Origin of the sequence: Ruegeria sp. HU-ET01832, from assembly GCF_040371315.1 — a bacterium.
GTDB lineage: Bacteria > Pseudomonadota > Alphaproteobacteria > Rhodobacterales > Rhodobacteraceae > Ruegeria > Ruegeria lacuscaerulensis_A.
Window position 1 is genome coordinate 45,967 of the sequence record NZ_BAABWL010000008.1, and the last position, 13,612, is coordinate 59,578.

At 53.3% G+C, this 13,612-nt stretch carries 12 protein-coding genes and 1 tRNA gene; 6 read left to right on the forward strand and 7 right to left on the reverse strand.

The window, feature by feature from the left end; genetic code table 11:
• Positions 1-93 precede the first annotated feature (93 nt).
• Positions 94-696, forward strand: coding sequence for a MarC family protein (locus ABWV79_RS20195; protein ID WP_353394338.1), 603 nt, complete (start codon positions 94-96; stop codon positions 694-696).
• Positions 697-1,228: 532 nt separating this feature from the next.
• On the opposite strand, the gene ABWV79_RS20200 is transcribed toward ABWV79_RS20195, so the two are convergent.
• From ABWV79_RS20200 to ABWV79_RS20210, 3 genes are all read right to left on the reverse strand, one after another.
• The gene (locus tag ABWV79_RS20200; RefSeq protein WP_353394340.1) at positions 1,229-2,857 is read right to left on the reverse strand and encodes a L,D-transpeptidase family protein; all 1,629 of its coding nucleotides are present in this window, start codon (positions 2,855-2,857) and stop codon (positions 1,229-1,231) included.
• Between the two features lie 318 nt (positions 2,858-3,175).
• On the reverse strand, positions 3,176-4,942 hold the full coding sequence (locus ABWV79_RS20205) for an adenylate/guanylate cyclase domain-containing protein (RefSeq protein ID WP_353394342.1): 1,767 nt from the start codon (positions 4,940-4,942) through the stop codon (positions 3,176-3,178).
• A gap of 333 nt (positions 4,943-5,275) precedes the next feature.
• Complete coding sequence (locus ABWV79_RS20210; protein ID WP_010443842.1) at positions 5,276-6,988, reverse strand: winged helix-turn-helix domain-containing tetratricopeptide repeat protein; 1,713 nt, start codon at positions 6,986-6,988, stop codon at positions 5,276-5,278.
• A 28-nt stretch (positions 6,989-7,016) separates the two neighbouring features.
• On the opposite strand from ABWV79_RS20210, the gene ABWV79_RS20215 reads away from it, so the two are divergent.
• The 5 genes from ABWV79_RS20215 to ABWV79_RS20235 all read left to right on the forward strand — a co-directional run bounded on the left by ABWV79_RS20215 (position 7,017) and on the right by ABWV79_RS20235 (position 10,290).
• Complete coding sequence (locus tag ABWV79_RS20215; protein WP_010443840.1) at positions 7,017-7,754, forward strand: polysaccharide lyase family protein; 738 nt, start codon at positions 7,017-7,019, stop codon at positions 7,752-7,754.
• 465 nt (positions 7,755-8,219) lie between these two features.
• A complete protein-coding gene (locus tag ABWV79_RS20220) occupies positions 8,220-8,513 on the forward strand; it encodes an antibiotic biosynthesis monooxygenase family protein (protein ID WP_353394345.1) in 294 nt (97 codons plus the stop codon).
• A 42-nt stretch (positions 8,514-8,555) separates the two neighbouring features.
• Entirely contained in the window at positions 8,556-9,014 is a 459-nt protein-coding gene (locus ABWV79_RS20225; protein ID WP_496906097.1) for a GFA family protein, read from the forward strand.
• Positions 9,015-9,129: 115 nt separating this feature from the next.
• On the forward strand, positions 9,130-9,957 hold the full coding sequence (locus ABWV79_RS20230) for a serine hydrolase domain-containing protein (RefSeq protein ID WP_353394348.1): 828 nt from the start codon (positions 9,130-9,132) through the stop codon (positions 9,955-9,957).
• 132 nt (positions 9,958-10,089) lie between these two features.
• The gene (locus ABWV79_RS20235; protein WP_170805382.1) at positions 10,090-10,290 is read left to right on the forward strand and encodes a DUF3955 domain-containing protein; all 201 of its coding nucleotides are present in this window, start codon (positions 10,090-10,092) and stop codon (positions 10,288-10,290) included.
• A 344-nt stretch (positions 10,291-10,634) separates the two neighbouring features.
• On the opposite strand, the gene ABWV79_RS20240 is transcribed toward ABWV79_RS20235, so the two are convergent.
• The 4 genes from ABWV79_RS20240 to ABWV79_RS20255 all read right to left on the reverse strand — a co-directional run bounded on the left by ABWV79_RS20240 (position 10,635) and on the right by ABWV79_RS20255 (position 13,611).
• Positions 10,635-10,958 carry a hypothetical protein gene (locus ABWV79_RS20240; RefSeq protein ID WP_353394350.1) on the reverse strand — a complete coding sequence of 108 codons (324 nt, stop codon included), beginning with the start codon at positions 10,956-10,958 and terminating at the stop codon, positions 10,635-10,637.
• 77 nt (positions 10,959-11,035) lie between these two features.
• Entirely contained in the window at positions 11,036-11,602 is a 567-nt protein-coding gene (locus ABWV79_RS20245) for a transglutaminase-like cysteine peptidase (protein WP_353394353.1), read from the reverse strand.
• 485 nt (positions 11,603-12,087) lie between these two features.
• Positions 12,088-12,164, reverse strand: a tRNA-Arg gene (locus ABWV79_RS20250).
• A gap of 64 nt (positions 12,165-12,228) precedes the next feature.
• Positions 12,229-13,611, reverse strand: a complete 1,383-nt coding sequence (locus ABWV79_RS20255; protein WP_353394355.1) for a sensor histidine kinase — start codon at positions 13,609-13,611, stop codon at positions 12,229-12,231.
• Position 13,612 lies beyond the last annotated feature (1 nt).

A 13,612-nucleotide genomic window follows, 5' to 3' on the forward strand; every position in this document is an offset into this window, starting at 1 on the left:
CCTCTTCCATTCCGTACCAATGCGCCTTTTTAGTGTTCGACGTAACGCTAGACTGTTTCAGATTTTGCCGATTTTGACCAAGAAAGAGAGTGCATGGAGCTAGGTTGGACAGAATTGCTTTTGACCTTTTTGGTAGGCATGGGGCCGCTGAAAGCAATGTTGGTGTTTATCGAGAAAACAGAAGAATACGATATGAAAACCCGCGACAAGGTGGCGTTCGTCGCTGTCGCAACGGCCGTAGGTTCTGCGATGGCCCTATTAGTATTGGGCGCAGGCTTACAATCGCTCTTGCATTTTAGCCTTGGGTCGCTGGGGCTGTCCGGCGGGCTTATTCTACTGTTGTTCTCCGTACGGTTAATTTTGGAAACAAAAGACGATGAAACGTCAGAAACGCAGGATCCTGTAGATCTAGCAGTATCTCCAATTGGTCTGCCACTCATCCTCAATCCCGTAGGGGTAGTGGCGCTTGTGACCTTTTCGGCAGAGGCGACTGACATGGCCGCTTTGGTTAATGTCGGTATCGCAATATTGGTCATTGGCGTGGTGGACATATTGGTTCTGTTGGGAGCCGGTCGGCTTGGCATATTCATTCCACATGCAATGATTGCGCTGTTGGAAAAGCTATTTGCAATTCTTGTTGCTGCACTTGCCGTGGAAATCATGGTTGATGGTGCGCGATCATTGGGTCTTTTGTGATGACATTTTATGAGTTCACATGCCGCGCTAGGCTTTCACTTTTCCACAGCCAAATAAACCACACGCCCGAAGGCGAACGGTGGCCTGGTCCGCATGCCGGAAGTTACAAAGTTCAGTTTTGAAGGTCCGCTTTGGGCTGCGAGCGGGAGTAGGCGTCTGAAGGGCTAAAGTCAGATTTGTCCGCAACACGAAAATTGCAAAGCCGGATTTTGAAGGTCCGGTTTGGGCTGAGAGCAGACATTAAACAGATAGTGTTTAATGGCAGCAAAGTCCGCATAGCAGTCGTCCACACCGAGTTCAGCGAACGTCTGCTTTGAGCTCATAGCGAACGATGTTGAGGTTGCCATCAACGTCAGCGATGCGCAGAAACCGGACATTGCAAAGACTATTAGACCGCCCAGAGCGGCCACTCGGCGCTGCACCGCGCGTCGAGCGCTTGTGAGTCCTGAACGCAGCTGCGCTGGTTCATTTTGGTGACGACAACTATTGCAGTTTGAACATGGAACTGCGCATCTCTTTGAGGATGACGTGTTCATCGATCCAAAGCTGCGAGGATTCGAGCATCTCGTTCGTATGGATCCTCACGGAAATGAACGGCCCCATCTTCGACCCAAGCAGTCCAATAGGTCAAAAGGACCGGCATGGGCTCGGGTAGGTTAACGCGCGTTGTCTTCCCGCTATCCAATATGGATTGCATCTTTTGCCGACTCCAGTCGGGCTCTCCCTCCATCAAAAGGCTGGCAAATTCGAACGGATACTCAAGACGAACGCAGCCGGAACTTAGGTTCCGCTCATTTCGGTCGAAAAGACTGCGGTCGTTGGTATCATGCAAGTACACTGCATATTTATTGGGAAACATGAACTTGACTAAACCTAACGCATTGTCTGGGCCCGGCTGCTGAACCAAAGTCACGGCGGGGTTCTTTGCCCCCCAGTTGACAGCGTTGGCAGGAATTGTCTGCCCGTCTTTGTTCCGAACTACGTAATTGTTGCGCGCCAGATAGGCTGGATCCTTGCGGATCCGCGAAAGCTTGTCTTTCCGAAAAATCGAGGCGGGAACGGTCCAAGTCGGATTGAATTCCATGTATTCAATTTCATCTCGGAACACTGGGGTTTTGCGGTAGGCTGAACCTGTGATTGATCGGGTGGTCCAAAGCGTCCCGCCAGATGTGACCAAGTAAGTACGAGCGCCTGCAATATTTACCAGCACGAACTCTTCGTCGATTTCCCGCATGAGCCAACGGCCTCGTTCCAGGCTGAGGCGCAACTTGTTTATGCGATCTTCGACAGGTTTGTTGAGAGACGCGAAAGTCTTACCACCAACGACGCCATCTGCTTCCAAGCCATGACGATTTTGAAAGGATTTAACCAACTGCACCAAGTAATCGTCATAAACCCAAGCTGGATCTATGCCGTTTTGCCTGATTTCTGGAAATTCATTTGTTCCATCGTAGCCTTCTGTCGCTAGCCTTTTTCGCAGTTCGGCGACGGCAGGATCCACCATTTCCGGCTTCAGAACTGTTTCTTCGGGGACTTTGTTCCAGCCTCCCTTTGATGCAATAGCTCTGTATTTGCGCAATGCATCAACGAGCATCGTATATTGCGCATTGTCGATATCGATGCGTTCAATCAAAGCGCTGAAGCCTTCACCTTGAAGAAATTGGTTCAATACAATGGAAGGGTCTTGTTGAATTATTGGTTTTGAGAAGTTCCAATCGTCGTCCAACGCGTTTGGATCGACTTTTCCAAAAACCAAATGATGCACGAGTTTTACTGCGGCGTCGGTTGCCAAAATGTCGAACAGCGCTTTATTTGAGGCATCGCCAGCCTGTGAGTCTTTGAATGCGGATCGAAGCTCTTCTAGCTTGAAATCACTCGGCGTAAAGCCCTGATCAATTGCTCCATCCAACTCCTGAAATAGTTCGTCGACCAATTCAAAACTTGTCCAAGCTGGCGCAAATTCTCTGTCTGTATAGAAACGAGGCACAAGGATTCCTGCGTCCAAACTCTTACTGTTAGAAAGTGTGCCACTCGCATTCGTATTTGACCGTAGCAGCGCTTCTATCTGCTCCGAGACTTGGTTTGCTGCGCCTAAATTGGGGCATGTCATCAACGTTGCAGTTAGTGCAGTTGCAACTACTGATTTAAGACCTTTCATCATCCGCCCCGCCACCTTCAATCTATATATTGGTTCTCCATCGGAAGATACTCCAACATTATGTATAATCAAATTGGAATTTATTGGTCTCGGATCTTGCTCGCGCCGCATCGACGACAATTATTTGCGAATGGCTGCGTTGCCCGTAGAACAGACGGCGGGTGAAAACTTGAGAACGTCTGCTTTGGGCTAAAACAGTCGTTGCCGATTGAAGCAATGAGCGATTGCTTAGAACCTTTCGAGAACAGTGCGCCAAAATTGGATCTACCTTTGGCACGTTTTGTCTGCGGTAGTTTGCGAGCTTTGGCATTTGGACCAACTCTACGGCTTAACACCAGCTTTCTTCAGGCCTTCGACCAAAAGCGCATTGTGTTCGGGTAGACGGAAGAGGATCAAAGCGCCGGAGACAATGCTGTCTAGAAACGCTGGGGCAAAATCCGCCAGCGCCTGCTCATGTGGCAGGCCTGCTTCGGCACGCCCGAGGTGGGCGGCACTGGCGATCATAAGAGCCCGGCGGATCGGCGCACGCGGCGTCATCTGAATCGCGCGCTCCCCCCAACGCATTGCGTCTTCAAAATCAGCGTCGGCGAAGGCAGCTTGGGCGAGCGCCAGATAGGCGTCTCCTACCCAGAGATCAGTGTCGCGTGGGGAAAGCTGGAGGGCAAGGTGGGCATGTTCACGCGCCTCTGTGGTTCGCCCGACCAAAGACTCATGCCAGGCCATGAAGAAGATGTTCCGGGCAAAGTTCGGGTTCAGTGTGAATCCCAAACTGAAGTCGGCGTTGGCCCCGTCAAAATCCCCACGGAAATGACGAACCACACCGCGAACGCATAAGGCGCGAGGGTCGAGTTGACCACCAAGAAACAGAGGTTCAACGCTTTTCTCAGCTAGGCCCAGGTTTTCGGTGGGGTCCTCATCGAACTGGTATAGATAACGCATCAGGTAGGCAAACGCTTTGATCCAATGCGCCTGGACATTGCGCGGGTCGAGATCAATGGCGCGATCAGAGGCTGTTATGACCTCATCGAACTTATCCTGAGAGTAGAAGCCTCCTGCGTAGAAGATCGCCATTGCACGTAGCGAGAGGTCGTAGGAGTTGAAGTCGATATCTCGAGCCACAGACGCGCGATCTATTTCGGCAATGGATATCTGGGGGGCGATGGCGCCGACCACGCTGCGTGTAATCTCATCCTGTAACGCGAAGATGTCGTCTAGCGTGCGGTCGTAGCGCTCGGCCCAAACATGGGCTCCATTTGTGCAGTCGATGAGTTGGGCAGTAATGCGTACGCGGTTTTGGGCTCGACGGAGGCTACCCTCTAGCATGTAGCGAACACCGAGTTCACGAGCGACATCTATATGGGTGACGGGGCGACCTCTGAACGAAAACGAGGAGTTGCGGGCGATGACGAAAAGCTCGGGAAAGCGCGAGAGCTCTGTGATGATGTCTTCGGAAACGCCGTCACAGAAGTATTCCTGTTCTGGATCATTGGACATGTTCTGGAAGGGCAAGACAGCGATTGAGGGTTTGTCAGTGGGTTGCGATTGGTATTGCGTGGAATCAGATTCGCCCTCCATCGCCAATCTGTAGGCGCGAACTGGCTTCGAGATGTTTTTGAGCGCTACTTCGCCAAGGTCTATGATGTCGTGTTCAATTTTGCCTCGAACCTGCCGGCATGCGTCGTCAGACAGAATGACACCGCCTGGGTCAGCGACGCCTTCGAGTCTGGCGGCAAGATTAACACCCTCGCCATAAATGTCGCCCTCGTCCAAGATTACGTCTCCAATGTGCAAGCCTATTCGGAAGCTGATCCGGCTTTCGGTGGGGCTCTCGGCTTCGGCGGCGTGCAGCGCCTTCTGGAGCGCCGCTGCGGCCTCAACGGCAGAAACGACCGAGCTAAAAAGGGCAAACAGGCCATCACCGGTAAGCTTGATAATCTCACCTCCGGCACTTTCGATACCTGGATTGATGATGTCCCGGCGTAGGTCTTTGAGACGAGCAAGTGTTCCCGCCTCGTTAGCCGCCATAAGCCGTGAGTAGCCGACCATATCGGCGGCAAGTATGGCGGCAAGTCGGCGTGTCATGCGCATTTCCCAATAGCAACCTTTTTTCGAATCTATCAAGTTCGGTAGTAGTGTGCCAATTTTCGAAAATGTCCGGTTTGGGCTATCTACGGTCCTTCGGTGAAAGCGGGCCAATGGCGGCGAAGTCCGCAACCCGGTCATTCCTCAAGTTTTCGTCGACTTCCGCTCTTGTGCGAAGCTTTTGTTGAGAGCGGAAAGCGCGATCTTTCGCGACCAAACGACTGATCAGCGGCTCTTAGCTGTCATCAGAGAATAACAGTCAGATGACCGGTTCGAGCTCTGAGTGCGTTTTTCCGCGCGATGAATGATTGTCTGCAATGCCGTGATTGCGGGACGCCATCAATGCTGAGGCATTCCGGAAGCCTCCATCGCGACAAGCCAGCGATCCAGTGCCCCGGGGGCGGTCCACATCCGGGATTCTATGCCCTTCACCCGCGAAACGGTCCAGTCAGGGTTCTCCGCAAGATAGTCGCTCATGGCTTTTGCCGCATTGTCTTTGTCGCCAAGGCAATGGTGAATGGCCGCAAGGAGTTTGTTTGCCGCGACCGGCATCGAGGGCGCTGATTTGAACGAGTCCAGAGCGGTGTCACAGTCCCCTTTCTGCCACAACGCCCACGCCTTGTTCCATTGCAGGTCAAAGTGTTTGAGCGGGTCAATGCGCTCCAGCTGACCAAGTGTCGCCAGGGCCTCATCCGTCTTGCCCTGATATATCTGCGATACCGCGAGCCCGTTGCCAACGATGGTGGACGAAGGATTCAATTCGATCCCGCGCTGGAATGCGCGTGCCGCGTCTTCGACATTGCCGTCGAACATCAAGGCCCGCCCGAGCGCATGGTAGGCCAGGAAATTGTTGGGATCGAGCTCGACGCCCCGGCGGGCGAGATCGTTCATCCGTTTGCGCAGGGCCACTTCGTCGCCTTCGATCCAGCCATTGTGGAGCCCGATACGCAACGACAGGGCCTGCCCCAAAAAGCCCCAGGCGGAGTCCGGGTAGTCCTTCATGGACTGTTCCTGTTCCTCGATATTGATCAGCAGGTTTTCGCGGGTGAAGTTGCGCATGATCCGGCTTTGCGCTGCATTCGAGATCATCAAGGCGCTGACATCGCCAGCGGACATGCTGGCATCCGCGGTATCAATCACGTTTGTGCCCACAGCCTTGGCGATTATTCGGCTGATTTCGCTGTTTGCCTCAAGCATCGCACTCAGCGGCACGTCGAACTCATCCGCCCAGATATGGGCTTCTGTTGCGCCGTCGATCAACTGGGCGGTGATCTTCAGCCGCGAGCCGTCATATTGCTGGCTGCCTTCAAGAACCAAATCGGCCCCAAGCGCCTTGGCGATCTCACTAATCCCTTGAGGCGAGTCGCGAAACTGAAAGCTGGAGCGGCGCGAAATGACCGCCATCTGTGGAAACCGTGCCAGGGCGGTTATGATGTTTTCACTGATCGCGTCGCTCAAGAAGCCCTTGTGCGGCTCGACAGAGAAATCCTCAAACGGCAGGACGGCGACCACCGGTGCATCGATGTCGTTGTCAGGGCGCGTCAGAACATAGGCGGTGATCAGGGCGAAAACCGCGAGGGCGGCCACCATCGAATAGGCGCCAAGCCGTTTCTTCGAAGTCGTGGAGTGGGTTTCCGGGGCGGGCAGGACCAGCCTGTAGCCCTCACGCGGAACAGTTTCGATAATGCGTTTTTCGGTATCGCCCACCACGCGCCGGATTTCCGCGATGCATTGCGCGACGCTGTCGGCTGCAACGGCGCGGCCTGACCAGATCTCGTCGATCAGCGCTTCGCGTGTTACTGTCTGGTCGGCTTTTTTTGCCAATGCCACAAGGACTTCGCGGGATTGATGCCTCAGCTCTATTTCGTTTCCGGCCAAGTCGTAGACCCGGCCGGTTGTCCGCTCGACAATCACGGTTCCCAGGCGGATTTCGGAAGATTTCAAGGTTTTTCGTTTGGTAAATCGCACCGGCTGGTCCTCCAATTCGACCATCGCCAATGCCCACTGTCTCGACTTTTTCGACAGTGGCCCTTCGGCAACGGGGAGGAGCATCTTCCGCTCCCACGAACGAGGATACTTGATGAAACGTGTGACGAAAACAGCGAACCATCTTCTAATGCGAACTGCACGTGCGGGCCTGCCGCCGCGCATTCTTGCAATTTCAATTGCATTGCTTCTCGCCAACTCGGCTGTTGCCGAGAGTTTCGATTTGACCACACCTCGTGCAGATGCCCCTGTTCGCCATGCGGACGGAAGTGAGAGTTTCCGGCTTCTTCCTGGCGAGTGCAGCGATCGTGAATATTTTTCTGACGAGTTACAACGCAACACCTCAGATTGTGGCCGCTCCCGAAACAGGATCGAGTACTTCGAAACATCGTCATCTGGCGCCGGAGACCGGCGTATGTACGAGTGGGAGATCTTCATTCCGGAGGATTTCAGCTACAATGCACTCAACGCACGTTTGACCGTCGGCCAATTCGAAACGGGCGCCGATATGCTTTATGGTTTCGAACTGAATAATGATGGCTACACCTTCCGAGCACGCGACTGCATCTCTGCGGACGATTTCGGTGACTGGCACAAGGTCTCTGTGCGCATCCAATACGATTCTACGCCGCGCAAATCCCTCAAGGATAAAACGCCCGGTGTGTTTGTGGTCGAATGTGATGGAAAGGTTATTGCCGACTCATCTGGCAGACCCAATATGGCCGAGGGCGGCGAGATTCAGTTCAGATATGGCCTCTTCGGTGCCAAGAATATCCCTGACACCGACAACGTCTCGGTATCATATCGGAACGTCCGAATCTCGGAGTGGTAAGGGCTGCAGGCCACGCAAAACCGGCGCCTTCGTGTTCCGGATACTCTCGGCTATGCGCCGTGTCCGTCACGTGTCGTGCGTCTTGATCCCCCCCTTACATATACGGACCCGCTCGAAAAAAAGCGGGAACCGGTTCTTGGGTAAGATAATTGGCAGCAGGCGGCGGACACCCGACTTTGTAGCTTGAAAGCTCAGTTTCGCCATCCGTCGAGTTGGCGTATTGATATTCGCAATCATGGCAGCGGAGGCTGCACACAGAGGGTCCAAAAACAGCTCTATCTCTTGGAAGCTGACCTTGGTACGATGCGCCGCGAAGGTCAGGAAAGTCCCGCAAAGCAGATATTGAGCAGATTCCACGAAATGTCCGCTCCGAGCCCGAAGCGGACAAACTTGTCGTGAAGTGGTATAGTGTAAAAATAGAGGCGCTCATGCATCCAAGAACCGCACCTTACGGAGGACGGATGAATGATCATGCGCATATTTCAAGTCGTAACCAGGCCAGGCAAAGAGGAAGAGTTCGGAAAGTTCTTTCATGAAACTGCGATGCCCTTGATGAAGGGCACCAAGGGCATCGTTAATGTGCTTCCTGGAGCCCCGCGCACCGATACACCAAGGGAATTCAGCTTTGTCATGGTGTGGGACAGCCTGGAGTCACTGAAGGCATTTGTCGGCGAGGACTACCAGAGCCCACACATCGATCCTGCAGAGGCAGAGTTGGTCGAGTCACGGTCGATCAAGCACTACGACCTAGTCGAATAGAAGTCGTTGATCGCAGTTTGAATCAGCCGTTTGGAGGATGAGATGCTTAAGGGGAAATGCGGCTGCGGCGCCGTAACATATCAAATGACGACACCACCAATGTTCGTGCACTGCTGCCACTGCAACGAATGCCAGCGACAGACCGGAGCAGCCTATGTATTGAACGCAATAATCGAGGCCGATCGGGTAAAATTCGAGGGACCCACCACAGAACATGAGCTTCCTACTCCGAGTGGAAAAGGTCAGATTATCACTCGTTGCCGCGATTGCGGTGTCGCCGTGTTCAGTAGCTATATGATCCGCCTCGGCAAGCTAAGGTACGTGCGAGTCGGAACTCTGGACGAACCGGATCATTGCCCTCCCGACGTGCAGGTATTCACAACCAGCAAGCAAGCCTGGGTGCCACTAAGCAAGGACATTCCCATCTTCGAGGAGTTCTACAAGTTCGATGAGGTGTGGCCGCAGGCATCGCTTGACCGCCTGGAGACTGCGCTGGCCTGACCGGACTAGTCGTCAAGGCAAGATGGCAGTTCCGTCCCGTTTGAGCGTCGTTGGTGGGTTTGACAGGCCAACTAACTCGACCAAATCTTTCAAATGGCCGCTCCGAACCCAACTTGTGAATTTGATTTTCTCGCTGCGCGCCACACAGCACAAATTTCGCCGCAATTGCGCAAATTCTTTGGCTGCCGTGCAGAAGGAACAGCCAAAATTGCGCATCCGAAGCAAAATCGAAAAGGGCAATTACCGTTGGTCGCCAGGTCTGATGGAGGGCGCCACCACAAGCCGTGACGCTCTTGCGCGTCCGCTTGAACCACAAGAGATGGTTGATTTTGTCATAGAACATGGGGAGCCGAATTTTCCGCCTGGTGCGGAAGGTTCCTGGAGTTACAGCAATACAGGATACGTGCTTCTCGGGATGGTCATCGAGAAACTGGAGAAAAAGCCGATTGGAAAGTCGTTCGAAACGCGGATCTTCGGACCTCTTGGCATGAACAAGACCTATATATGGAACGGTATTCCGAGGCCTGAGTTTGGATTGCCACGGTCATTCCTTGAAGGCGACCACTACGAAACGACCGACTGGAACATGACTCAGGGGTGGGCTGCTGGCGCTTTGATTTCAACCGTCGACGATATGCATACCTTCATTGAAGCGCTTGTCGCAGGTGAACTCTTCCAGCAACCGGAAACGCTGTCAGAAATGATGAATACCATTCAAACCACACATCCGGCGCTAGCCGGATACGGGCTGGGGCTGGCGATGAAAGGGGACAATCTTTGGGGCCACGGCGGTCAAACCCTTGGTTTTGAGTCTGAGGTGGCCGCATTCGCGGACCGAGACATGTCGATTGTGGCCTGGGCTACGTCTTCGAGTAATGCCCTCGGATTTGGTGCGTTGTTGATTTCAGATGCCCTTCGCAAAGCAGGCGCCCTGCCAGAATAAATGTACGGGGGACTCCAAAAATCTAACTTACCCGTCGTACCGGGTGTACTGCAGGGGTCTTGTCACGTAAAACCAGTGTAAACGGTTATCCTTCCTTCCAAAGGTTTTGTGGTCTGAAAATAGGTGTGATTCATGAGGAATAGACTGCGCATCTTTGGCCTTGCCAGTCTTGCTTTGGTTGGCTTTTCATGGCTTGGGGAGATGGTTTTCTATGGCGATGTCAACGCAGAAGGAGTCCTTCAGGAGAGCCTCTTCTTGCCTCTGACATTTATCTTTGCGGCGCTCGGCGTAGCGCTTGTCATGCTATCGATCATCCTGGATCGGCGTCGATAGAGCGCCCTCATTATCAACGGTAGGGAATGCTGAAAAATGTGAAGCTGTCGGTCTGTGTGACCATTGTCGCTCCTGTTTCCACCATCAGGCTGACCCTCGCAAGTGCAGCAATGTGAACGCCAAAAAGGAGTATCGTATGATGTTTTTGAGAACCAGTGTCGCAACTATGGTTGTGGCAATTTGGGCAACGTTGGCAGGCGCGTCTCAACACGTCACTCCCGGGACCCTGCCAGAAGGGCCAGACGGCGACATAGATGCACTCACTGAGGAGCAGTTCTCCGTGGATGGATCGGCGTCCAGCGCGAAGGTATTCACGTTCGCGAACGGATCACGGTCTCTCCACTTCATTCCGATGATCCACCAGGCTGAGCCCGCGTTTGTCCGGCGTCGTATCCCTGCCCATAATTCATTCCGCTGTGCCTGGAGTCATATGGTTCGTTGTGGAGACCATCTCTGTAGCCACGTTCAAACTGTGCTTTTGCCTCAGAATTTTTTGGTTCATAGCCTTCGTGATAGTGGTTCTTGTTATGTGCCAAAGCAGCAATTCCCAGAATGGCCGCAGCGGCCAAAGCAGTCTTTTCGTCGTCGCTCAATGCAATTGCAGAAGTTGACGCCAAAGGGCCAACGAATATGGCGCTGGCCGCAATAACACGAATGATGTCTTTCATTTAAATTTTCCCTCCAAAACCTGAATTTCTATAAGATTGCTTTGTGCCTTCAGCTTTGACGTTTCCCAGATTGCAGGTCATCGATCCTGCAGGACAATATCCCATCGCGCTGGGTTTTTAGGGTCTTGTGCCTCGATAAATGCGTAGTGGGTTTTATTCCAAGGCAGCACCCGGTTGGTCAGGTTGTCCAACACATAATCTCCTTTGGATGTTCTAACGACTAATACAGCATGACCTTCGTGGTGAAGATCCAACACTGCAGCGAGAAGTAAGTGATCTGGAGAGACGCCCATTTTCTGAAGTTCAATCTTCTTGAGCATCGCGATGTCTTCGCAATCTCCGCCAAGTTGTGAGGGCAGTGCCCACTTTTCCAGAACATGATACTGGCTCTTATCAGACACCTGCGGAGTTTTTTGGTTAATGCTTTGGTTTACCTTTTTTATCTTCTTCCACTCAGCATCAGTAATCTGATGAGGTTGCGGTGATTTTTGACAAATTGGCGGATAACTCGAGCAGACACCTTCAAACCCTTTTGGCGCCGGCCATTCCCGACCCAAGTGCATAATGGTATCCGCATTGGCGGCAGGTGTCAGAATGACAAGAACACCACAGAGCTTAAGAAGCAATCCGAACCGGCCAATCATTCTCAATACTCCCTAATCTTGTATGCACAGCTAAGTTCAACTCGACCAAAAAACTAAATCACTTTTGTATGAACAAAAACTTAAGATCAAGAGGCCTCCCGGTGTCGGACACATTGGTGTCCATTTAGGGGCGGAAGCGTTCCTCATACGCCGGTCTGGTCAAGGTCGGCTTCGTCCGCAAAGCGGTCGTTCAGACACAACGCAGCGGACGGCTGCTCTGAGCCCAAACGCGCATCCGTATGCAGCGGGCGCTGGAGCGACATGCAAACGGGCAAAGACTTGGTTCACCCTGAGTTTTCCAGCCCCACTTCGTCGAGGCATTTTTTGTGGGTAAAATCGATGCTGCGCAGGAGCAGATTGATTGCCTGTAAGAAGGGATTAAGAACTTGAGGTATTAATGTAATTTGAGATTGGCGGGTAGGTTGGCAGGCGAGTCGCGCCCCCAAAAATTTTCTTACTGCAAATCAATGATTTAATGCACCAAGTGGCGGACCGAGGAGGATTCGAACCCCCGACCCCTTGATTCGTAGTCAAGTACTCTATCCAGCTGAGCTATCGGTCCGCGTTGGTGAGGCGGTGTTTAGACCCGGCGTTAGATACGTGCAAGCCGATTCTGTAAAAAAAAATCAAAAAGTCACGTCGCCCCGCGGGAGACGGATTTCAAAGGTCGTTCCCATCGGTCCGGTTTCGGATAACAGCAGATCTCCACCGTGTCCGCGCACCAGCTCCTGCGAAATCGCCAGACCAAGCCCCGATCCTCCTTTGCGCACGCCCCCCTGAAATGGTGTAAACAGGTTTTCACGGGCCTTGGGCGGAAGACCGGGACCGGTATCTTTGACCTCGACGCACCAGCTGTTCTCATACTCACAGCCCGAAATCGTGATTTTCCCCGGCTTGCCCGACGCCACAAGTGCCTGACGGGCATTTCGGACTAGGTTCATGATAACTCGGAAAATCTGTTCTGGGTCTGCTCGCGCAACCAAATCTTCAGGCAAATCGTTTCGGATCTCAACGCAGGCGTCCGCCACAGCTAACTGTTCGCTGGCTACGACGTCATCGGCGATAGTATGCAGGGGGACCACCGTCAAAGTCGGCGCAGGTTCCTCAGCCCGGCCAAACGCGAGCGTCCCTTCACAGAGAGAGACAGCACGCGTAATCGAATTTACCAGTTTAGGAGCCATACGGCGCACAAGTGGGTCATCACTGGATTCGATCCTGTCCGTGAACAGCTGAGCCGACGTCAGGATATTCCGCAGGTCGTGGCTGACCTTGGCCACCGCACCACCAAGTTGAGCAAGGCGCTCGCGTTGCTTCAGAGCCTGGGTCAGTTCGGTCTGCAACTGTTGCAGCGCCTCTTCCGCCTCGCGCAGCTCGGTTACCTTAGAGTTGGGGGAAATGATTCCCCGCGCGTCTTCGGGCGCACCCGCGTAGCGCTGCATGTATCCGACGACGCCCTTAATCGGACGAACCAGAACCACCCGCACGGCAAGGAACAAGAAAAACGCAGTAATGATTGAGATTACAAAGGACAGGCCAAGTATCCGCAGGCCGTAATCTGTCATCGCCATGTGTAACGGCTTGCTGTCAGTGGTCACCTCGATCAACAAACCCGCCCCTTTGACAGGTTCTCCGATCACTCGGATGATCTCGTTTTCCGGCGTGAACAGGCGCGCCACGGCGTCGCGGATCAAAACCCAGGGGGTCGCGTCTCGCAGATCAAATGTCTTGATAATCTGTTGAGGGATTGGCGAGGACAGCATCAGTTGCCGCACCTCGTCGCGCCGCAATACCACGTTGTAAACACCCGCATTGGCCAACAATTCGGCCTCAAGATCATCGGCTAGCATGTCATCTGCCAGCAGCGCCAGCGACGCAATTTGGGCGCGTTCAAGCCGGTTGAGCAGAAAGTCCTCGCGAAACCGAGCAATCGAGGGGACAAAGATCAGGATCTCGGCCAACATGACGAAGACCGTGGTCAGGATCAGAAATCGGCCCGACAGCGAGTTCACT